General features: G+C 68.8%; 19 protein-coding genes. 4 read left to right on the top strand and 15 right to left on the bottom strand.

The annotated features are described in order from the left end of the window. Positions 1-4: 4 nt before the first annotated feature. The gene (locus AC5LXK_RS26420) at positions 5-997 is read right to left on the bottom strand and encodes a sulfonate ABC transporter substrate-binding protein (protein WP_493391625.1); all 993 of its coding nucleotides are present in this window, start codon (positions 995-997) and stop codon (positions 5-7) included. Between the two features lie 182 nt (positions 998-1179). Then, positions 1180-1587, bottom strand: coding sequence for a DUF427 domain-containing protein (locus AC5LXK_RS26415; RefSeq protein WP_493391624.1), 408 nt, complete (start codon positions 1585-1587; stop codon positions 1180-1182). A 298-nt stretch (positions 1588-1885) separates the two neighbouring features. On the opposite strand from AC5LXK_RS26415, the gene AC5LXK_RS26410 reads away from it, so the two are divergent. Continuing rightward, positions 1886-3547, top strand: coding sequence for an ABC transporter substrate-binding protein (locus tag AC5LXK_RS26410; protein ID WP_493391623.1), 1662 nt, complete (start codon positions 1886-1888; stop codon positions 3545-3547). A 45-nt stretch (positions 3548-3592) separates the two neighbouring features. Here AC5LXK_RS26410 and AC5LXK_RS26405 read toward each other — a convergent pair whose 3' ends face one another. The 8 genes from AC5LXK_RS26405 to AC5LXK_RS26370 all read right to left on the bottom strand — a co-directional run bounded on the left by AC5LXK_RS26405 (position 3593) and on the right by AC5LXK_RS26370 (position 11950). Next, complete coding sequence (locus tag AC5LXK_RS26405; protein ID WP_493391622.1) at positions 3593-4540, bottom strand: TauD/TfdA dioxygenase family protein; 948 nt, start codon at positions 4538-4540, stop codon at positions 3593-3595. A 150-nt stretch (positions 4541-4690) separates the two neighbouring features. Then, positions 4691-5644 (bottom strand): TauD/TfdA dioxygenase family protein, encoded by a 954-nt coding sequence (locus tag AC5LXK_RS26400; RefSeq protein WP_493391621.1) that lies wholly within the window; start codon positions 5642-5644, stop codon positions 4691-4693. 148 nt (positions 5645-5792) lie between these two features. Next, positions 5793-6638, bottom strand: coding sequence for an ABC transporter ATP-binding protein (locus AC5LXK_RS26395; protein WP_493391620.1), 846 nt, complete (start codon positions 6636-6638; stop codon positions 5793-5795). 40 nt (positions 6639-6678) lie between these two features. After that, the gene (locus AC5LXK_RS26390) at positions 6679-7494 is read right to left on the bottom strand and encodes an ABC transporter permease (protein WP_493391619.1); all 816 of its coding nucleotides are present in this window, start codon (positions 7492-7494) and stop codon (positions 6679-6681) included. Between the two features lie 35 nt (positions 7495-7529). Continuing rightward, complete coding sequence (locus tag AC5LXK_RS26385) at positions 7530-8372, bottom strand: ABC transporter permease (protein WP_493391618.1); 843 nt, start codon at positions 8370-8372, stop codon at positions 7530-7532. Positions 8373-8387: 15 nt separating this feature from the next. Beyond that, on the bottom strand, positions 8388-9455 hold the full coding sequence (locus AC5LXK_RS26380; RefSeq protein ID WP_493391617.1) for an ABC transporter substrate-binding protein: 1068 nt from the start codon (positions 9453-9455) through the stop codon (positions 8388-8390). A 135-nt stretch (positions 9456-9590) separates the two neighbouring features. After that, complete coding sequence (locus AC5LXK_RS26375; protein ID WP_493391616.1) at positions 9591-10844, bottom strand: glycosyltransferase family 87 protein; 1254 nt, start codon at positions 10842-10844, stop codon at positions 9591-9593. An 8-nt stretch (positions 10845-10852) separates the two neighbouring features. Continuing rightward, the gene (locus AC5LXK_RS26370) at positions 10853-11950 is read right to left on the bottom strand and encodes a glycosyltransferase family 2 protein (RefSeq protein WP_493394062.1); all 1098 of its coding nucleotides are present in this window, start codon (positions 11948-11950) and stop codon (positions 10853-10855) included. Between the two features lie 307 nt (positions 11951-12257). Between AC5LXK_RS26370 and AC5LXK_RS26365 the strand changes: the two genes are divergently transcribed. Continuing rightward, entirely contained in the window at positions 12258-12632 is a 375-nt protein-coding gene (locus tag AC5LXK_RS26365) for a phage protein NinX family protein (RefSeq protein ID WP_493391615.1), read from the top strand. Between the two features lie 22 nt (positions 12633-12654). On the opposite strand, the gene AC5LXK_RS26360 is transcribed toward AC5LXK_RS26365, so the two are convergent. Together AC5LXK_RS26360 and AC5LXK_RS26355 are read right to left on the bottom strand one after the other, a co-directional pair. After that, complete coding sequence (locus AC5LXK_RS26360) at positions 12655-13641, bottom strand: ABC transporter substrate-binding protein (protein ID WP_493391614.1); 987 nt, start codon at positions 13639-13641, stop codon at positions 12655-12657. A gap of 121 nt (positions 13642-13762) precedes the next feature. Continuing rightward, the gene (locus tag AC5LXK_RS26355) at positions 13763-14641 is read right to left on the bottom strand and encodes a LysR family transcriptional regulator (protein WP_493391613.1); all 879 of its coding nucleotides are present in this window, start codon (positions 14639-14641) and stop codon (positions 13763-13765) included. A 100-nt stretch (positions 14642-14741) separates the two neighbouring features. Here AC5LXK_RS26355 and AC5LXK_RS26350 point away from each other — a divergent pair, with 100 nt between their 5' ends. Together AC5LXK_RS26350 and AC5LXK_RS26345 are read left to right on the top strand one after the other, a co-directional pair. Beyond that, positions 14742-16313, top strand: a complete 1572-nt coding sequence (locus AC5LXK_RS26350) for an MFS transporter (RefSeq protein ID WP_493391612.1) — start codon at positions 14742-14744, stop codon at positions 16311-16313. Between the two features lie 87 nt (positions 16314-16400). Beyond that, complete coding sequence (locus AC5LXK_RS26345; protein WP_493391611.1) at positions 16401-17342, top strand: AEC family transporter; 942 nt, start codon at positions 16401-16403, stop codon at positions 17340-17342. Between the two features lie 28 nt (positions 17343-17370). Here AC5LXK_RS26345 and AC5LXK_RS26340 read toward each other — a convergent pair whose 3' ends face one another. The 3 genes from AC5LXK_RS26340 to AC5LXK_RS26330 all read right to left on the bottom strand — a co-directional run bounded on the left by AC5LXK_RS26340 (position 17371) and on the right by AC5LXK_RS26330 (position 19940). After that, positions 17371-17808, bottom strand: coding sequence for a DUF1090 family protein (locus AC5LXK_RS26340; protein WP_493391610.1), 438 nt, complete (start codon positions 17806-17808; stop codon positions 17371-17373). 175 nt (positions 17809-17983) lie between these two features. Then, positions 17984-19150 carry a LysR family transcriptional regulator gene (locus AC5LXK_RS26335; protein WP_493391609.1) on the bottom strand — a complete coding sequence of 389 codons (1167 nt, stop codon included), beginning with the start codon at positions 19148-19150 and terminating at the stop codon, positions 17984-17986. Positions 19151-19211: 61 nt separating this feature from the next. Continuing rightward, positions 19212-19940 carry an aspartate/glutamate racemase family protein gene (locus AC5LXK_RS26330; RefSeq protein WP_048025762.1) on the bottom strand — a complete coding sequence of 243 codons (729 nt, stop codon included), beginning with the start codon at positions 19938-19940 and terminating at the stop codon, positions 19212-19214. Positions 19941-19959: the final 19 nt, after the last annotated feature.

Here is a 19959-nt window from a genome sequence, read left to right as displayed (position 1 = left end):
CGCCTCAGCGCGCGCTGGCGACCGACAGCTTGCCGGGAATCAGCTTCAGCGTACTGAACGCGTCGGCGATGTTCTGCTGATACGCGACCGTCGCATCGGTGACGGGCTGCACGCCGTAGCCGGCGCGCTTGAGCGCGACTTCGAGCGTCGGCGCGTCGAGTCCGACGAGCGGCGACAGTTGCGCGGCGACCTCGGGAACGTGATCGCGTGCCCAGCGATCGACCGCGTCGACTTCGTCGAGCAGTGCGCGCAACACCTGGGGATGCGCGGCCGCATACTTGCGCGCGGCGAGGTAGTACTGCGTGTTGCGCACGAGCCCGTCGCCGTTCGCGACCACCCGCGCGCCGAGCTGCCGTTCGGCGGCGGCCAGATACGGATCCCAGATCACCCACGCATCGACGCTGCGCTGCACGAACGCGGCGCGCGCGTCGGCCGGCGTCAGGTAGATCGGCTGGATGTCGGCATACGTGAGGCCCGCATGCTCGAGCGCTTTCACCAGCAGGTAGTGGACGTTCGAGCCCTTGTTGAATGCGACCTTCTTGCCGCGCAGTTGCGCGACGTTGCGGATCGGCGAATCGGGCAGCACGACGATTGCCTCGCCTTGCGGCGCCGGCGGTTCGTTGCCGATGTAGACGAAATCGACGCCGGCCGCCTGCGCGAAGATCGGCGGCGTTTCGCCGACCGTGCCGACGTCGATCGCGCCCGCGTTCAGCCCTTCGAGCAGTTGCGGCCCGGCCGGAAATTCGAGCCATTGCACCGTGACGCCCTGGCTCGCGAGACGCTTCTCGAGCGTGCCGCGCGCCTTGAGCACGACGAAGTTGCCGTATTTCTGGAAGCCGATGCGCAGCCGCGTGCCACCGGTGTCGGCCCGCGCGGGCAGCGCCGCGAGCGGCCCGAGCGCGAGCCCGGCCAGCCCGGCGGCCGCGCCGTGTAGCCACTGGCGGCGGCGCGGGTTCGCCGGGTTCGTTTCAAGGTCTGCGTGCGGTATGTCGTTCATCGGGGCGTCCTGCGTGCGGGTTCACGGGCCGCGCGCGAAGGCGGCGCGGCGGGCGCAAGGCAGGGCCGGATGCGGGCGATGCACGCAACGGGCCGGCCCGCGCCGGATTCAGGACGATACGGCCGCGCCGGCCGGCGGCCAACCAACGAATGCTGATATGCAAATCAGCGGCGCAGCGGTGCTCAATCGGTGCCGGCGGCGCTTTCCTCGATCGAGTCGACGCGATCGGGATAAAACGCGAGGTGCCCGCGAATCGCGTCGACGGCCGGATACGGATGCTCGTAGGTCCATACCGCGTTGATCGCACGTTCGCCGCCGGCCGGAATCGAGTAGTACGCGCAGTCGCCCTTGTACGGGCAGTGGGTCGCGTGGTCCGTGCGTTGCAGCAGCGACATGTCGGCGTCTTCGCGCGGCAGGTAGAGCACGGCCGGATAGCTGGCCTCGCGCAGCGCCAGTGCGCGGTGGGTATCGACGACGACCTTGCCGGCTACCTTGACCACGACACGGCGCGGATGCGGCTCGACCGTGATCGGGTGATCGGGGCCCGGCGATTTCACGGGGCGAGAGGGCGTATCGGGGCTGTTCGACATCGTGGGTCCTCCAGGACGTGGCGGCGCGCGGCGCCGGGCGGATCCCGGCGCGCCGGTGCCGACGTTTGCCAGCCGATACGATGCGCCCATTCCGGAAAGTCTGCAGGGGGCCGGAAGGCCGTCGCGCGACAGGCAGCCGGCGCGTCGCCCGGCGCTTGCATGGACGTTCCCGCGCACGGGCAGCGGGATGCAGCCGCGACGATAAGCAACGCCGAATTAATTGGTAAGCGATCGGCGCGATGCGCGCGAAGATCGGCCGTCGTCATGTGCATGACAGCCCTTTCTTCCCTCCGCCATCATGAAGAATCCTTTCGTTTCGTCCGCCGCGCGTCGTGTGCGCGGCGCACCGCAAACCGTTGCCGCACTCCGCTGCATCGCCGCGTCGCTGCTGCTCGCGGGCGCGGCGACATACGCACTCGCCGCACCCGCGGGCAAGACGCTCGTGTACTGCACCGAAGGCAGCCCGGCCGGCTTCGATCCCGGCCAGCACACGACGAGCACCGATTTCGATGCGAGCACGTACACGATCTACAACGGGCTCGTGCAGTTCAAGCGCGGCACGCTCGATCTCGAACCGTCGCTCGCGACGAGCTGGGACGTGTCGCCCGATCAGCGCACGATCACGTTCCACCTGCGGCGCGGCGTGAAATTCCAGACGACCGCCTGGTTCAAGCCGACGCGGCCATTCCAGGCCGACGACGTCGTGTTTACGTTCCGCCGCATGCTCGATCCGGACGATCCGTTCCGCAAGGCCTACCCGGTCAGCTTTCCGTACTTCAGCGATCTCGGCTTCGACCGCAACGTCGAGCGCATCGAGAAAGTCGACGACTACACGGTGCGCTTCGTGCTGAAGACCCCCGATGTCGTGTTCGTGCGCAATCTCGCGATGGCATTCGCGTCGGTGCTGTCGGCCGAATATGCGTCGCAGCTTGCCGCGCGCCATCGCGAGTCCGACATCAACCAGTTCCCGGTCGGCACGGGGCCGTTCATGCTGCGCACGTACCAGAAGGATGCGCTGATCCGCTACGACGCGAACCCCGACTACTGGAAGCCGGACGACGTGAAGCTCGCGCGCCTCGTATTCGCGATCACGCCGGATCCGGCCGCGCGGCTGCAGAAGCTCGTGGCCGGCGAGTGCCAGGTGTCGGTGTTCCCGCGGCCGGCCGACCTCGAGACGGTGCGGCGCGACCCGAAGCTGACGTTGTTCTCGGGGATGGGCTTCAACGTCGGCTTCGTCGCGTACAACACGCAGCATGCGCCGCTCGATCGCGTCGACGTGCGGCGCGCGCTCGACATCGCGATCGACAAGACGGCGATCGTGAAGACCGTCTTCAACGGCGACGCGAAGATCGCGACGAACCCGATGCCACCCGCGCAATGGTCGTACAACCCGCGCCTGAAGGATGCGCCGCGCGATCCGGCCGCTGCGAAGGCGCTGCTCGCGCAGGCCGGTTTCCCGAACGGTTTCGACCTGACGCTGTGGGCGATGCCCGTGCAGCGTCCGTACAACCCGAATGCGCAGCTGATGGCGCAACTGATCCAGCAGGACTGGGCGAAGATCGGCGTGCGCGCGAAGATCGTCAGCTACGAATGGGGCGAATACAACCGCCGCGCGAAGCACGACGGCCAGCACGATGCGATCCTGTACGGCTGGTCGGGCGACAACGGCGACCCCGACAACTGGCTCGGCACGCTGCTCGGCTGCGATGCGGTGCACGGCAGCAACCTCGCGAAGTGGTGCAATCAGGATTTCGAACGACTCGTCAGCGCGGCGCGTTCGAACGCGGATGTCGCGAAACGCACGTCACTGTACGAGCAGGCGCAGGTCGTATTCAAGGATCAGGTGCCGTTCACGCCAATCGCGACGTCGATCGTGTCGCTGCCGGTGTCGAAGCGTGTCCACGGGCTGACATTCTCGCCGCTCGGCGGGCACCGGTTCGACGGCGTTTGGCTCGATTGACGGGGAAGGGGCCGGCGCGCGCGGGCGCGCCGGTGCCGATGGCGATCAGTCGAGCGCGACGGCGGCAGCGGCTTCCACCGGCGAGCCTTCGAGCGCGACCGACGGCCGGCCGTCGGGGCCGACCGGGACGTCGCCGGTGAGCGTCGTGCGATAGAGTTGGCGGTCGAAGTCGAGATCGAAGATGTCGACGGGCGCGAGATGGGCGGTCGCCCGGTTGTCCCAGAACGCGATGCTGCGCGGCTCCCACTTGAAGCGGATCGTGAATTCCGGCCGCGTCGCGTGCTCCCACAGCAGTTCGAGCAACGCCTGGCTTTCGCGCGGTGTCAGCCCGACGATCGATTTCAGGAAGCTCGGGCTCACGTACAGCGCGCGTTCGCCGGTTTCGGGATGCACGCGCACGAGCGGATGTTCGGTCACGAGCGGGCGGCGCTCGACGGCTTCGTCGAACGCGCCGGTGGCGCGGGCACCGGCCGGCGGCGTGAAGCGGTGAATGCCGCGCAAGCCGTCGATGAAGCCGCGCAGCGGCGCGGACAGCGTTTCGTACGCACGCACGAGGTTCGTCCAGTGCGTGTCGCCGCCGTATGGCGGGATCGTCACGCCGCGCAGGATCGACGCCCACGGCGGATTCACGGCGGCCGTCACGTCGGTGTGCCAGCCAGTCCATGGCCGGCGCACCGGTTCGCCTTCGAAGCGCGTCGCCTTGCGATGTTTTGCAATCGAATAGACGGCAGGGTGGCCGTCGACGTGCCCGAACACCGGGTGGCCGACCGTCGGCTCGCCGAACTGCGCGGAGAACGCGACGTGCTGCTCGTGCGTGAGGAACTGTTCGCGGAAGAAGATGACGCGCCATGTCAGCAGCGCGGCGCGGATTGCCGCGATCTGCGGCGTGGTCAGGGGTTGCGTGAGGTCGACGCCGCGGATTTCCGCGCCGATATGGGCGGACAGCGGGATCACGTCGACCGGATGGGCGGCGGGTTCGGGTAGGGCGCTCATGAGACGCTCCTGGCGGAAGTGGGCGGGATGGACGGTCGACATCGTTGCGCGTGCAAGCGTCTGGCCGGGGGTGGAAGGCTCATGGTCGGGTGTCCCGCGGGGAATCGCGCGGCGGCGTGCGGCAACGGGCGCCGCCGCGAGACGCGGGTGTTATTGCAGCGTCGCGCCCGGGCCTTTCAGCACGACGCTCTGGCGGCCGTCGATGCCGACCGGCACATCGCCGTGCACGGTCGCGCGGCGCACGACGCGGCGCGCATCGCCGTAGTCGTTGATCGCGTAATGCTGCGTCGCGCGGTTGTCCCAGATCGCGACGTCGCCTTCCTGCCAGTTCCAGCGCACGGTGTTCTCGAGGCGCGTCACATGCTCGTGGAAGACCTGCAGCAGGTGCGCGGAATCCTGCGCCGACAGCCCCTTGAGCCGCTGCACGAAGTGCCCGAGCACGAGCGTGCGCTCGCCGGTTTCCGGATGGACGCGCACGACCGGGTGCTCGGTTTCGTAGACGGTCGACGTGAACACTTCGCGATATCGCTTCAGTTGCGTGTCGTCCGCATGCACGTGCGTCGACGCGTAGTCGTAGGCGTTCGTGTGCAGCGCCCACAGCGTGTCGGCGAGCGCACGCAGCGGATCGGGCAGGTGCGTGTACGCGGCAGCCGTATTGGCCCACACGGTATCGCCGCCGAACGGCGGAATCACGAGCGCACGCAGGATCGAGATCTTCGGGTACGCGTCGACGAAGGTCACGTCGGTGTGCCATGAATTGGCGCGTGCGCCGTGCGCGGAATCGAGTTCGAGCAAGTGCGCGCTGCCGTCGACGGACGGCACGGTCGGGTGTGCGACCGTCTCGCCGAAGCGGCCGGCGAAGGCTTCCTGCGCGGTATCGTCGAGATGATGCTGGCCTCGGAAGAACAGCACCTTGTGGCGCAGCAGCGCGGCCTGGATCGCGTCGAATGTCGCGTCGTCGAGCGTGGCCGACAGACGCACGCCGGCGATCTCGGCGCCGATCCGGCCGGCGACCTGGCGAAGCTGAAGGGGGGCGGCGGCCGTGCGCGGCGCGGCGTGCGAAGCATGCGAGGACGGGTGAGCGGCGTGCTGGACTTCGGACATCGGGAGTCTCCTGGAGTCGGGTCGGTCGAGTCTCCATTCAAGCAGGGACCGCGCGGAACCGGAACCGATGAATCGTCACAACCTTAGCGTGCATGCTGTGATGATCGATATGTGTCGTCATGCAGAACAATCCGGCCGCGTCACGCGGCTACCAGGCGAGCCGCCATTCGCCGATCCGGTGCGGGTGCGGCGGGGCGATGCGCTTGCCGCCCGTACCGTTGCCTCCGGGTGGTTCGCTGTCATCGAAATCCGCGAGCACGGTCGCGCGCAATTGCGCGAATTCCGGCGAATCGCGCCGGCGCGGCCGTGGCAGCGTGACATCGACGATGCGCTCGATGCGACCCGGGCGCGGCGCCATCGTGACGACGCGGTCACCGAGATAGACGGCTTCGTCGACATCGTGCGTGACGAGCATCATCGTGATGCGCTCCTGTTCCCAGATGCGCAGCAGTTCGTTCTGCATCCGCGCGCGTGTCTGCGCGTCGAGTGCGCCGAACGGCTCGTCGAGCAGCAGCACGCGCGGGCGGTTCACGAGGCCGCGCGCGATCGCCACGCGCTGCGCCATCCCGCCCGACAACTGGTTCGGAAATGCGTGTTCGAACCCGTTCAGGCCGACGAGCGCGACGTGATCCGCGACCGCGCGCCGCTTTTCGGCGGCGTCGAGCGGTGCGTTGCGCAGCGCGGCGCCGATGTTCTGTTCGACGGTCAGCCACGGAAACAGCCGGTGATCCTGGAACACGATGCCGCGCTGCAGCGACGTGTCGCGCACGCGTTCGTCGCCGGCGCGGATTTCGCCTGCATAGTCGGTGTCGAGCCCGGCGACCAGCCGCAGCAGCGTCGATTTCCCGCAGCCGCTGGCGCCGACGATCGTGACGAACTCGCCGGCGCGTACGTGCAGCGACACGTCGTCGAGTACGGCGAGCGTCGTGCCGCGTTGGGCGTAGTGCTTGCTGACATGGAGGATGTCGAGCGAATCGGAGGCGAGAGTCGTCATGGCGGCCCGATGAAGGTTGCGGCAGGAAAGGGAGGGACGATCAGTGTGTGAGGTCGCCGCGTCGGGCCAGCACCTTGCGCTCGATCGCACGCGCGATCGCATTCAGGGCCCAGCCGGTCACGCCGACGACGATGATTCCGAACAGCACGAGATCCATCCGGAACTGCTCGCTGCCGTCGATCAGCGTGTTGCCGATTCCGCTGCCGGCGACGAGCAGGTATTCGGCGCCGAGCGTCGCGAGCCACGAATAGATCAGGCCGAGATACAACCCGGTGAAGATCGACGGCAGCGCGGCCGGCAGGATCACGTGGCGGCCGCGCTGGAGCCGCGAGTAGCGTAGTGCGCGGGCGACGTCGACATACGCGCGCGGCACCGCGTGAATGCCGTCGCACGTGTGCGCGGCGACGGGCAGCAGCGCGGCGAGCGACAGGAACACGACCTTGGCGACGTCGCCGAGGCCGAACCACACGGAAATCAGCGGGATCCACGCGAACAGCGAGATCTGCTTGAACGTGTCGAAGCTCGGGCCCACCATCCGTGCGGCGACGCGCGACAGCCCCAGCGCGGTGCCGAGCAGCAGGCCGCCTGTCGCGCCGATCGCAAAGCCGCACGCTTCGCGTGCGAGCGATGCCGACAGCGCACGGCCCAGCGCGCCGCTCGTGGCCTGCGTCCACGCGGTGTGCAGCACGTCGGCGGGGCCGACGAGCAGCCCGCTTTTCACGAGGTGTGCGGAAGCGACGACCCACCAGCAGGCAAACGCGACGAGCGGCAGCACGAAGCCGCGCCAGTCGGGCGCATGCAGGCGGCGGGCGGCCGTGACGGGCGGTGTTTCGTCCTGCTGGGCGGAATGCGCCATGGATGCTTCTCCTTCGATCGGGCCGGCGGGCCGGTTCAGCCGCGAAACGCAGAGGGCACGCCGCGGCGCAGGCGCGCTTCGAGCGCGTCGAGCGCGCGGTTGATCAGCAGGCCGACTGCGCCGACGACGACCACGGCCGCCATCACGAGATCGAGCTGGAACAGTTGCCGCCCGTACACGATCAGGTAGCCGAGCCCTTCGGACGAGGCGACGAGCTCGACCACGACCAGTGCGAGCCACGACTTCGTGAACGCGAGCCGCACGCTGGTCGCGAGCGTGGGGATCGCGGCCGGCAGCACGACGTGGACGATGCGCTGCCGGCGCGTATAGCCGAACACGCGCGCGGCTTCGTCGAGGGCGGGCGGCGTCTGGCGAAACCCCTGCAACGTGCCGAGCGTGACGGGGACGAGCGCCGCATGCGCGATCAGCAGGTATTTGAGCGGTTCGCCGACGCCGACGAGCAGCAGCAGGAACGGCAGCCAGCCGAGCACCGGGATCTGCACGAGCGCGTTGAAGCTCGGCAGCACGTAGGCCTCGAGCGTGCGCGACAGGCCGAGTGCGATGCCGATCGAAAAGCCGAGCAGCGTGCCGGCCGCGAAGCCGACCAGCACACGCTGCAGGCTGATCAGCGTGTGGCGGGCGAGATCGCCGCTCGTCGCGAGTTCGGTGAGCGACTCGAACACGCGTTCGGGCGGTGGCAGGATCTGCGGTGCGATCCAGCCGCGCGCACTGCCCACCGTCCACAGCGCGAACAGCAGCGCGGGCAGCACCCACGGCGCGAGCTGCCACGCGAGCCGCTTCACGACTGCCGCGCGACGCGGCTGCGCAGTGAGCGCCTGAGGCGCGGAAGACGGAATCGGGATCGCGGTATCGCTCATCGGCGCGGCTCCGGGTCAGGAGAGGGGTTTGCCGGCCGCGTCGTAACGTTGCCAGTAGTTTTCGAGCTTCAGCGTGTGCAGCGCATGGTCGAGATACTTCGGCTCGAACCAGCCGTCGACGTCGACCGGCTGACGGATCAGCTTCAGGTTCAGCGCATCCTGTGCGACGGCCTTGTAGCGCGCGACGAGGAACGGGTCGATCAGCGGGGACAGGCGGTCCTTCAGGCGTTGGTTCGCATAGTCGGCCTGCCACGACGCATACGGCACGCCGCTCTTTGCCCACAGCTTGAACAGCGCGTCGCGGTTCGCCTCGTCGGACGACCATTGCGCACCCTTCACGAACGCGGTGACGACGCGCTGCACGATGTCCGGGTGGGCGCGTTCGAAGTCGTCGAGCACGAGCAGGTGGGTCTGGCGCGTCAACTGCGGGCCATCGTTCTGCGATTCGTAGATGATTTTCGCGAGCCCTGCGTCGCGCAGCTTGTACAGCTGGTAATCGCCCACCGACGCGTCGATGCCTTTCGACGCGAGCGCGGCGAGCGAACTGGCGGAATCGAGGTTGATCACGCGCAGGTCGCGTTCGCCGAGGCCGTTCTTCGCGAGTGCGTTGTCGGCGACGAGCTGCAGGTTGGTGCCGCGGAAGATCGACACGCGGCGGTCTTTCAGGTCCTTGATCGAACGGATCGCGGAGTCGGGCGGCACCGCGATCTTGATGCCCGAGCGCACGCTCGCCGCGAGCAGCAGGCGTGTCCTGATGCCGTTCGAGCGCGCGAGCACCGACGGCAGGTCGCCCTGGTACGCGAAGTCGAGCGCCTTGTTGGCGATCGCCTCGTTGACGGCCGGCCCCGCGCCCTTGAAGAACAGCCACTGTACCTTGATGCCGTCGGCGGCGAATTCCTGTTCGACCCGCTGCTGCAACTGCACGGTGGCGGCGCTCGAGCCGCCGAAGGTCGGCGGATCGCCGGCGCCTTGCTGGGCGACGCCGATGCGGATGGTGGCGGGTTTTTCGGCATGCGCGGCGGCTGCCGGCAACACAATGAGGGACGCGATCAGCAGCGATCGCAGCAGGCGCAGTGGAAGCATGAATCGATGGTTCCGGGACGTTGGGGAACGAGGCTGGGCCGCAGCCCGTCGGGTCATTCTCGATGACGTCCCGGGGCCGGACAAGAAACGATTTGAACTATGCTTATCGCCGCTCGGGGGGATGGTGGGGCGGGGTTAGCGGACGGTGCTGAGCAAGTGTCCGCCGGTCAGTCGCGCGCGGCGAAGCAGCGTGAGCAGCGTGCCGAGCATCACGATCGATCCGATCTGCGGCAGCTCGAATACCGGATTCACGTATTCGTAGAGCGGCAGCGCCCACACGAGCGCGACGACGGTCTGTTCGCCGCGCAACCAGCCGTCCTGGGTGCCGAGCGCAACCAGGCATGCGAGCGGGATGCATAGCCACGAGAGTTCGTAGTGCCACACATACGGATTCGCGGCGAGCGTTGCGATGACGAACACGGCGCCACGCAGGCGCGTATCGCGGCTGCGCGCCCAGAGAATGCAGGCCGACGCGATAGCGACGATGGCGATGCCGGCCTGCGCGACATAGGCGGCCGCCAGCGAGACTTCCGAGAGGCGCAGTGCCGCGAACGGCGTCGGCGACGTGAGCCAGAATGCGACGCTGTGCTCGAGGACGATCGACCGCGCAAGTGCTGCGTTCTCGACAAAGAGGCGTAGCGACCCGATGCCCGCGACCAGCACGCCGAGTGCGGCAAATGCGCTCGCGAACAGCGCGGCCCATGCGAACGTGCGCCATGCCCGGGTGGCGATCAGCACGAACGGGAACAGCATGGCCAGTTGCGGCTTGACGACCATCAGGCCGATGCAGAAGCCGGACCACGCCGGTCGCCGGTCGGCCCAATACACGGCCAGCGCGGCACATGAGGCCGTGAGCATTGCGTTCTGTCCGTACATCGTCGTCACGAAGACACCGGGGCAGCCGAGCAGCGCAATCCATGCGAAGCGTTTCGCTCCCGGAGTAGCCGCGAGCCGTGAGACGCGCCACGACGCGAATCCAAGTGCCGCGATGCCGGTTGCGATGAAAGCCGGGTAGCTGAATGCGAGCGGGATCAGCGAGAGCGGCGCCACCATCAGCAGATAGGTCGGCGGATACAGCCATGGAAGGAGGGCGTTGCGCGGCGTCGACGGAAAGAATTCGGAGAGCAGCCGCGTAAATGCGGGCACGTCGTAGGCCTGCAGCATCGCACCGTGCCGCACGAGCCAGGATGCGGTCCAGAACACCACGTAGTCGGCGCCGGGCCGAATGGAGCCGGGGCCCGGCGAGCGATGACTGACCCATGACCACAACGATACGAAGACGCAGTAAGCGGTCAGCGCCAATGCGCTGTAGAGCACGATGCGGACTGGCGTCAGCCAGACATGCACGTGGCGTTCGCCGGGGCGCGTCGACAGGCGGGGAATATCCATGCGTCGCGTTACTTGACCGACAGTTTGCGCGGCGACTGGGCACCGACGGCGCCTGATTGCCGGCGCCGGATCGTGACGATGCGCCGGGCCGGAAACTGCAGCAGCTTCGAGCCGGCCTGGGATGTGCCTTGACGTGCAGGTTGCTGCGCCACATGTGCTTCGGCGCGATAGCGTCGCCTGACGAGGTAGACCGGGCGCTGTTTCGCTTCGTGATAGACGCGGCCGAGGTATTCGCCGATCACTCCGATCCCGATCAGCTGGATGCCGCCGATGAACAGCACGACGGAAATCAGCGACGCGTATCCGTGCACGGGATTGCCGTACAGCAACGTGCGCGTGACGATGAATGCGGCGTAGATGAGCGAGAGCAGCGCGAATGCAAGGCCGATATAGGTCCATACGCGCAGCGGAACGGTGCTGAAGCTCGTGATCCCTTCGAGCGCGAAATTCCAGCGCCGCCATCCGGAGAACTTCGAGTGGCCGCCGCTGCGCGGTGCGCGAGTGTACTCGATGATCTCGACATGAAAGCCGACCCACGCGAACAGGCCTTTCATGAAGCGCCGCCGCTCGGGCAGCGCGCACAGTGCGTCGATCACCTGGCGGTCCATCAGGCGGAAATCGCCGACGTTCTCCGGCATCTCGACTTCGGACAGCTGGTTGTGCACGCGATAGTAGAGCGCGGCGGCCACGCGCTGCATCATGGGATCGCACATGCGGTCGGTACGCTTCGCGGCGACGACCTCTGCGCCTGCGAGCCAGCGCTCGATCATGGCGGGGATCAGTGCAGGAGGGTCCTGCAGGTCGGCGTCGATCAGGATGACGGCCGCTCCCGCGGCGTCGTCGATGCCGGCCGTCAATGCGGCCTCCTTGCCGAAGCGTCGCGTCAGATCGATGATGCGCACGCGCGAGTCGTCGGCGCCGATTGCAATCAGCTTGTCCAGCGTACCGTCGCGGCTGCCGTCGTTCACACAGACGATCTCGAAGCGCACGGAATCGATCGATTCGAGGATGGGAAGGGTGGTCGCGAAGAAGGCCTCGATGGCAGCCGCCTCGTCATGAAAGGGCACGACGAGCGATACCAGCGGTTTTCTGGCGTGCGTGGACATACGTCCCCCCGAAAGATCCGGTCTGCGCCGCATGGTCTGATCCTGTGCCGCCGATGTCCGAAAATGGGTCCGGTTCGGCAAAATTTCTGTTTCTGGTGGCCCGAGTTGCCCGCCGCAGGCCTGGCGGCGAGCCGTCAGATCATTGTACGCACGAATGACGCCAAGATGGCGGCGGGCGCGGGTTTGTTCGGGGGCACGGGCACCCGGGAATGGCGTTTGCCGGGGCTCAGGCCGGCGGGCGATCTGGCGCGACGGCGCGTGCACCCGCTAGGATGTCGCTCATGAGGACGGTCATACGGAGACGGTCATGCAAGTCCAGGATCTGACAGGCGCATCACTCGACTACTGGGTGGCCATGGCGGAAGACCTCGGCGCGCCGCGCGTCGACGCATCGGGATGCATGGCGATCCGCGCACCGGATGGCGTGCCGGTGCCGTTTTCGCCATCGTCGTCCTGGGCGGACGGCGGCCCGATCGTCGAGCGGCTGCCGTTCGCCGCTCTCGAGCGCGACGGCGGGCGGGGGGCATGGCGTGCCGTGCTGCACCGGGCCGTGCCGGCCGCGGGCGAGCGCTGCACGTTCAACCAGTCGGGGCCGACGCTGCTGATTGCCGCGATGCGCACGCTGGTGGCATCGACGTTCGGCGACGACGTGCCGGACCTCGACATGGCGCGGCCGCGCTGAGCGCCGCCACGCGCGGCATCGCTCAGGCAGGCACGCTCCGGATCGCGATCGACGCGACGTCGACGCGCCGCGGCAGGATCGCGTCCGCCGCCGCGCGATCGGCGACGCGTTGCAGCACGTCGATGTCGGCGCCGCTGACGCTGCGTTGCGCGAGCGCGGCCCGGCGGGCGATGTCGGTGGCCGCGTCGGGCGGCAGGCGCGTGAGCGACGCATAGACGTTCGCATAGTCGGCCGGGTGCGCGAGCGCCCATTGGCCGGCGCGGGCAAGCCGGGCGAGCACGTCCGCGAGCGCCGCGCGCTTGCCGCGATCGTCGAGCGTGTCGACCGGCGACGTGAGGAACGCGAGCCCCGAATTGATGCCGCTGCCGTCGCGGACGATGCGCGCGCCGCGCCGCACCGCGTGCCCGTAGTACGGGTCGAACGTCGCCCAGATGCCGATCCGTTTCGCCTCGAACGCGGCGAATGCGTCGACGGGCAGCACGAAGCGCACGTCGACGTCGCGCGGGGCGAGGCCGTGTTCGCGCAGCGCGCCGTACAACTGGTATTGCGAGATGCTGCCGCGCGCCGACGATACGACGACGGTTTGCCCTTTCAGGTCGGCCACCGCGCGAACCGGCGAGTCGGGCTGCACGACGATGCCGAGCGACGCCGGCGAGCCGACACGTGTCGCGACGATCCGCAACGACGGATCGCCGAGCGCGGCCGTCAGCACGGGCAGGTCGCCGGCCGGTGCCAGATCGATCGCGCCCGCGCGCTGGGCTTCGAACAGCGGCGCGGCGCCCTGGAAATTGGCCCAGCGGAACCGGTACGGCGTGTCGTCCAGCACGCGCGCGGCTTCGGCCAGCGCGCGCAGGCCGCCGGCCTGGTCGCCGAGCACGAGCGTGACACCCGACAGGTCGGCCCCGGCCGCGCGAGCGGGCAGGGGGATGCCGGCGGCGAGCGGTGCGGCGGCAAGGGCGGCAAGACGCTGGAGCGCGCGACGGCGCGCTACGACGGAAAAGCGATTCATCGACGGCAGGTTCCGGAATCGGTTTCCGGCCGACAAACATCGAATCGTGAAATGCATATTCGCGAGGCGACCGCTCGCGCGGCCGGGGGCGATCCGGCGCCCGGCCGCTTTCGCGGATGCCTTACGCAGCCGGCGGAACCGTGCGCAGGAACGCCCGCACCGCCGGCGCCTTTTCGAACCGCCGGTGCGCAAGCGCGAGTTCCGACGTGATCGGCTTGCCGGCGATCGGCCGGTACACGACACCCGGCAGCGACACGCAACCGGCGAGCGCATCGGGAATCACCGCGACCCAGCCGTTCACCGACACGCACGCGAGCACCGCGAGCAGGCCGCCCGGCCGCGCGGCGACGACCGGTGCGAAGCGGCCGCGGCGCGCGACTTCGAGCGTGCCCCGCTCCTGTTCGGGCACCGCGAAACGCGCGTCGGCGAGATCGGCCGCGCGCACGGCCGTCATCGCCGCATAGCGCGAATCGGCCGGTACGGCCGCGACGAACACGTCGCGCTGCAGCGTGACGATCCGCAGGCCGCCGGGCAGCGGCAGTGGCGGGCGCACGTACGCGAGATCGAGCCGGCCCGCGTCGAGCTGGTTCGCGACATCGTCCATCGGGACCTCGCGCAGGTTCAGCTCGATGCGCGGGTGCGCGGCGCGGAACGCGCCGACCGTGCGCTGCAGCGTGCCCGAATAGACGGCGGACGACACGTAGCCGATCTCGATCCGGCCGAGCTCGCCGCGTTCGGCCAGTGCGGCGAGTTCGCGGCCGCGCTGCAGGTGCTCGAATGCGGCGCTCGCTTCGGCGAGATAGGCCTCGCCGGCCGCGCTCAGCGTGACCGCGCGGCGCGACCGGTGAAAAAGCCGCACGCCGAGCACGCGTTCGGCTTCCTGGATCTGCCGCGTGAGCGCGGGCGGCGCCATGTCGAGCGCTTCGGCGGCGCGCGCGAAATGCAGGTGTTGCGCGACACTCAGGAACGCGCGGACGTGACGGAATTCGAGCCGGTCCATGATTGCAATTTTTGTCAATAAAACAGCATCGGGATGTCAATGACAGGCAATACCGGGCAAGCCTAGCATACGGCTCCTTGATCCTGTTCCGGAGTGGCCGATGTCCCAGTCTTCACCGGCGTCGCGTACGGGCGCGGCTGCCGCCCCGCGCGCGGGCGCCCGCCTGCCTGCCGCCGCGACGCTCGCCGTCGCGTCCGCGACCTGTTCGCTGATCGTGCTCGACACGAACGTGGTGGCCGTTTCGCTGCCGAGCATCGCGCGCAGCTTTCATGCGAGCTTCGCCGACATCGAGTGGGTCGTGAGCGCATACATGACCGCATTTGCCGCGTGCCTGCTGCCGGCCGGCGGGCTGGCCGACCGCTTCGGGCGCAAGCGAATGCTTTTCACGGGGCTCGCGCTGTTCTTTCTCGCGTCGCTCGGCTGCGGCGTCGCGCCGTCGGCCGGCTGGCTGATCGCCGCGCGCGCCGTGAAGGGCGGTGGCGCCGCGCTGCTGCTGACGGCTGCGCTCGCGGTGATCGCGAACCGTTTTCCGGACGGGCGCGAACGGGCGCGCGCATGGGCGATCTGGGGCATGTGCATGGGAATCGCGACGGCGATCGCGCCGCTCGTCGGCGGTGCGATCACGCAATGGATCGGGTGGCGCTGGGTGTTCCTGCTGAACCTGCCGGTTTGCCTGCTGCTGGCGGCCGGCGCGCGTGCCGCGATCGACGAATCGAGCGATCCGCATGCGAAACGCGTGGACGCTGCCGGCAGCCTGCTGTTCGGTGCGGCGCTCGCCTGTGCGATCGCGGCGCTGATCGGCGCGCCGGTGCACGGCTGGCTGTCGGCAGCGACGCTCGGCCGGCTCGCGCTCGCCGCCGCGCTGCTGGCGGCGTTCATCGGCGCCGAGCGCTGGCAGGCGCGGCCGATGATCGATCTCGCGCTGTTCCGCCAGCCGCGCTTCGTCGGCGCGGTGCTCGCGATGTTCGGCTATGCCGCGTGTGCGCAGGTGATGATGACGTTCCTGCCGCTGTATCTGCAGAACGCATTCGGGATGTCGGCGATCGACGCGGGGCTCGGGATGTTGCCGTTCGCGTTCGCGATGATCGCCGGCCCGTCGCTCGGCGCGACGCTGGCCGCACGCGTGTCGCAGGGCGGCGTGCTGGCGGGCGGGCTCGCGCTGATCGGCGCAGGCAACCTGGTCACGGCCGCGCTGACGGCGAGCGGCGACTACCGGCTCGTCGCGATCGGCATGTTCGTGACGGGGTGCGGCGCCGGCATCATGAACGGCGACACGCAGAAGGCGATCATGGCGTGCGTGCCGCCTGACCGCACGGGCATGGCGTCGGGCATCAGCACGACGACGCGCTTCTCGGCGATCGTGACGGCCGTCGGCGTGCTCGGCGCGGTGCTGGCCGCGAGTACGCACACGCGGCTCGACGGCCTGCTGTCGGCCACACCCGGCCTGCGTGCGTTTGCCGATGCGCCGTTCATGTCGAGCCTGCTCGCCGGCGATCTGGCGCAGGCGCTCGGCCGCGTGCCGCCATCGGCCGCCGGCGTACTCGCACACGCGGCGCCCGTTGCATTCGCGAGCGGGTTCGCCGACGCACTGACGGTGAGCGGCGTGCTGGCGCTCGGCGCGGCCGTCGTTGCATACAAGTTGCTTACGCAACCGGTGCGCGATGGTGCGTGACGGATAGCGGCGCACGCGCGGCGCATTGGACGCGCTTTCTCGGAACCATTAAGCTTGCGCGTTCCGGTTTCACGCAGCGTATTCAAGATGTCATCGACGATCGAGATTCTGTTGCCCGTGTTCGGGCTGATCGCGGCAGGGTTCCTGTGCCGCCGGCGCGGCGTACTCGGGCCGGCGGCAGCGTCGGAGCTCAACCGGTTCGTCGTGTGGCTCGCGCTGCCCGCGCTGCTGTTCCAGATCATGGCGCACGCATCGTGGCACCAGCTGTACCAGCCGGCCTTCGTGGCGACGTTCTCGCTGACCTGCGCGCTCGTGTTCGCCGGCGTGCTTGCCTGGCGCCTGTTCGCAGGGCGCGGGCTCGCCGATGCGAGTATCGACGCGATCGCCGCGTCGTATCCGAATACCGGCTATCTCGGCTTTCCGCTGTGCCTGCTCGCGTTCGGCACCGATAGCCTCACGCCAACCACGATCGCGACCATTCTCGTAGCGTGCGTGCTGTTCGCCGGCGCGATCGTGCTGATCGAGATCGGGCTGCAGCGCGACCGCGCGCCGCTGAAGCTGATGTGGAAGGTGGTCGGCGCACTGTTGCGCAACCCGCTGATCGTCGCGCCGCTGGCCGGCGTGTGCGTGTCGGCTGCGCAGGTGACGCTCGGCGCACCCGTCGAGACGTTCCTGAAGCTGCTCGGTGCGGCCGCGAGCCCGTGCGCGCTCGTGAGCCTCGGGCTGTTTCTCGCGGAGAAGCGCGAGGGTGCCGGGACGGCGCCGCGCGGCAGCGTCGCGCTGACGGCGGTGAAGCTGTTCGTGCAACCGGCGCTCGCGTGGTGGCTCGGCGTGCGCGTGTTCGCGATGCCGCCCGTGCTCGCGCAGATCGCCGTCGTGCTCGCCGCGTTGCCGACCGGCACCGGGCCGTACATGCTCGCCGAATTCTACGGACGCGAAGCACATGTGACGTCACGCACGATCCTGCTGTCGACGCTCGGGTCGATCGTGTCGCTGTCGGTACTGCTCATGCTTGCGCGACACGTGTGACGCGGCGCCCGGACGGACGCAACCGGCTTCAGTGGCCCAGCGCGGTGCGATCGGCCTGCGCGTCGCGCAGGTCGTGTTCGGCCTTGCGCAGCTTCGCCTGCTTGTCGGCGAGCTTGTGCCGGGCCTTGTTCAGTTTCTTTGCGTCGCCGCGCGTGACTGCTTCGTCGACGCGCGCCTGTGCATCATGCACGTCGTCCTGCGTGTTGTGCAGATCGCGCTGCGCGTCTGCGATCTTGCGGTCGGCGCGTGCGCGCTGGCCGGCATCCGTGCAATGCGCGCGGATCTGTTCGAGCGCGGCCTGCTGATGCATTGCCTGCTGCGTGTTGCCGAACCGCTTCGCGTTGTCGATCTGCGTTTGCAGCGCGTGGATGCGCGTTGCGCAGTCCTGCGTGTCGGCGAAGGCGGGTGTGCCGGCGAGCAGCAACGCGGGGAGGGTAATGGCGATCAGCGCCTTTTTCATGGGCATTCGGTATTCCTCTCTTCAAGAGCCGATGATTCAAGGCGACATTCTGACGAACCGGCGCAGGGTCGGTAAGTAAGAGCAGTCTTACCTGGGGTTGACGATCGCACCATTCTGACGCGCCGGCGTCGCGCGTATCCGTGCAAATCCTTGAGATGCGTCATGCGCCGCGCGATGCGACTTAATGCGATTTCGTCGCGATCCGGTGGATGCGCGCAGCGCGCGCGACACGCGGGCGCTGCGATGCGCGGCAATGGGTCGGCTGGCGGCGGCGTGTGCGCCGCGTGGGTTCCGGCGGATCGTTCGCGGCCGGCACCGTCGTTCGCGCATCGGCATTGGCGGCTACCGCGGCAACGGCGGGTTGCGCGGCTTCGGCGTCGAGCCAGCTGCGCGTCGCTTCCGCGATCAGCCCGCGCAGCCAGCGCACGCCATCGGCGCACGAACCCGATTCGTTCCACGTCATCCGGTACACGATGTCCGGCGGTTCGGCCGGCAGTGCGACCGCGGCGAGCGGCAGCAGCTTCGCGTAGTGCCGCGCGAGCCGGTACGTGGTGGTGAGGATCATGTCGGTGCGCACCAGCGCGTGCGCGGCCAGTTCGAAGTGCGGCAGCGTGACGACGATGCGCCGCTGCAGGTCCACACGTTCGAGCTGCCGGTCGATCGCGCCGGACGCTTCGAGCCATGACGGCGTCGGGCACAGCTGCGGCACGGCCGCGAACTCGGCGGCCGTCATTGCGCCGCGCCGCGCGAGCGGATGCGTCGCGCGCATCAGGCACACGACGCGGTCGTCGAACAGGTCGTCCCGCCGGAATCGCGACTGGCGTGCGGGACGGTTGTCGATCACGACGTCGAGCTCGCCGTCGGCCAGCGCACGCTCGTCGTCGAAGCCGTCGCCGAGCGGATGGAACACGAGCTGCGCGCTCGGCGCGCGTTCGCGGAACAGCGCGACGAGCTTCGGCACGAACAGCACGTTCAGGTAGTCGGGGCAGCCGATCCGGTAGGTACGCACCGACGTGCGCGCGTCGAACGTCGGCTGCTGGATGCGGATGAAGTCGATCACGCGCAGCGCGTTGCGCAGCGGCTCGATCAGCCGCGAACCGAACTCGGTCGGCACCATCCCGTAGCGGCTGCGCACCAGCAGCGGATCGCCGAGTAGCGTGCGCAGCCGCTTGAGTGCGGCGCTCGTCGCCGGTTGCGACATGTTCAGGCGTACGGCCGCGCGCGACACGGTACGCTCGGTCAGCAGCACGAGCAGGATGCGCATCAGTCGTGCGTCGAGCACGTCGAGCGCGCCCGCGGCGTCGGCCGCGGGGCGGGGCAGCGCGGCCGGGTCTAGCGGGTCCCGCATGCCGATACGCCTCCCGGCGAGACAGGGTGCGTGCGCGATGCCGCAGCCGGCCGGCGGCCCGTCATTTTGCGAAGGTTCCCGGCCAGCCGACGATCCGCTTCGGGCGCGGCGGCGCGTACGTGCGGACCTTCGACGTCTTCAGTTTCAGGCGCACCAGCGATTCGGCGAGCGCGACGGCGGCCGATACACCGTCGACGACCGGCACGCCCGTGCATTCCTCGATCTGCCGGTCGAGGCCGGCCATCCCGCCGCAGCCGAGGCAGATCACTTCCGCGTGATCGTCCTTCACCGCGCGCTGCGCCTGGCCGACGATCGACTCGATCGCGCGGGCCGGATTCTCTTCGAGTTCGAGCACCGCGAGGCCGCTTGCGCGCACCGACGCGCAGCGCGCATCGAGACCGGCGAGCTTCAGGCGATCCTCGATCAGCGGCACCGTGCGGTCGAGCGTCGTGACGACCGAGTAGCGATGGCCGAGCAGCATCGCGACACTCGCGGCCGCTTCGGTGATGTCGACGACGGGCACCGTCAGCAGTTCCTGCAGCCCTTCGCGGCCGTGTTCGCCGTAGCCGGCCTGGATCACCGCGTCGTACGGTTCGTCGTAGCTCAGCACGCGATCCATCACGGCGATCGCCGCGAGATAGCTCTCGAAGTTGCCTTCGACCGACTCCGCGCCGAAGCGCGGCGTCAGCCCGACGATCTCCGTGCCGGGCGACGCGGCGGCCTGCGCCTGCGCGGCGATCGCGTCGGTGATCGACTCGGTCGTGTTGACGTTGACTACCAGGATCCTCATCGTGACTCCGTATGCGTGT

The organism is Burkholderia pulmonis (assembly GCF_984667975.1).
This window is presented reverse-complemented; position numbering and strand designations above follow the sequence as displayed.

Coding starts and splice junctions, on each gene's coding strand:
- AC5LXK_RS26340 (WP_493391610.1), bottom strand. CDS start 17,808: ATGCCCATGAAAAAGGCGCTGATCGCCATTACCCTCCCCGCGTTGCTG.
- AC5LXK_RS26330 (WP_048025762.1), bottom strand. CDS start 19,940: ATGAGGATCCTGGTAGTCAACGTCAACACGACCGAGTCGATCACCGAC.
- AC5LXK_RS26385 (WP_493391618.1), bottom strand. CDS start 8,372: ATGAGCGATACCGCGATCCCGATTCCGTCTTCCGCGCCTCAGGCGCTC.
- AC5LXK_RS26365 (WP_493391615.1), top strand. CDS start 12,258: ATGCAAGTCCAGGATCTGACAGGCGCATCACTCGACTACTGGGTGGCC.
- AC5LXK_RS26410 (WP_493391623.1), top strand. CDS start 1,886: ATGAAGAATCCTTTCGTTTCGTCCGCCGCGCGTCGTGTGCGCGGCGCA.
- AC5LXK_RS26370 (WP_493394062.1), bottom strand. CDS start 11,950: ATGTCCACGCACGCCAGAAAACCGCTGGTATCGCTCGTCGTGCCCTTT.
- AC5LXK_RS26400 (WP_493391621.1), bottom strand. CDS start 5,644: ATGTCCGAAGTCCAGCACGCCGCTCACCCGTCCTCGCATGCTTCGCAC.
- AC5LXK_RS26380 (WP_493391617.1), bottom strand. CDS start 9,455: ATGCTTCCACTGCGCCTGCTGCGATCGCTGCTGATCGCGTCCCTCATT.
- AC5LXK_RS26420 (WP_493391625.1), bottom strand. CDS start 997: ATGAACGACATACCGCACGCAGACCTTGAAACGAACCCGGCGAACCCG.
- AC5LXK_RS26415 (WP_493391624.1), bottom strand. CDS start 1,587: ATGTCGAACAGCCCCGATACGCCCTCTCGCCCCGTGAAATCGCCGGGC.
- AC5LXK_RS26350 (WP_493391612.1), top strand. CDS start 14,742: ATGTCCCAGTCTTCACCGGCGTCGCGTACGGGCGCGGCTGCCGCCCCG.
- AC5LXK_RS26390 (WP_493391619.1), bottom strand. CDS start 7,494: ATGGCGCATTCCGCCCAGCAGGACGAAACACCGCCCGTCACGGCCGCC.
- AC5LXK_RS26335 (WP_493391609.1), bottom strand. CDS start 19,150: ATGCGGGACCCGCTAGACCCGGCCGCGCTGCCCCGCCCCGCGGCCGAC.
- AC5LXK_RS26360 (WP_493391614.1), bottom strand. CDS start 13,641: ATGAATCGCTTTTCCGTCGTAGCGCGCCGTCGCGCGCTCCAGCGTCTT.
- AC5LXK_RS26375 (WP_493391616.1), bottom strand. CDS start 10,844: ATGGATATTCCCCGCCTGTCGACGCGCCCCGGCGAACGCCACGTGCAT.
- AC5LXK_RS26345 (WP_493391611.1), top strand. CDS start 16,401: ATGTCATCGACGATCGAGATTCTGTTGCCCGTGTTCGGGCTGATCGCG.
- AC5LXK_RS26355 (WP_493391613.1), bottom strand. CDS start 14,641: ATGGACCGGCTCGAATTCCGTCACGTCCGCGCGTTCCTGAGTGTCGCG.
- AC5LXK_RS26405 (WP_493391622.1), bottom strand. CDS start 4,540: ATGAGCGCCCTACCCGAACCCGCCGCCCATCCGGTCGACGTGATCCCG.
- AC5LXK_RS26395 (WP_493391620.1), bottom strand. CDS start 6,638: ATGACGACTCTCGCCTCCGATTCGCTCGACATCCTCCATGTCAGCAAG.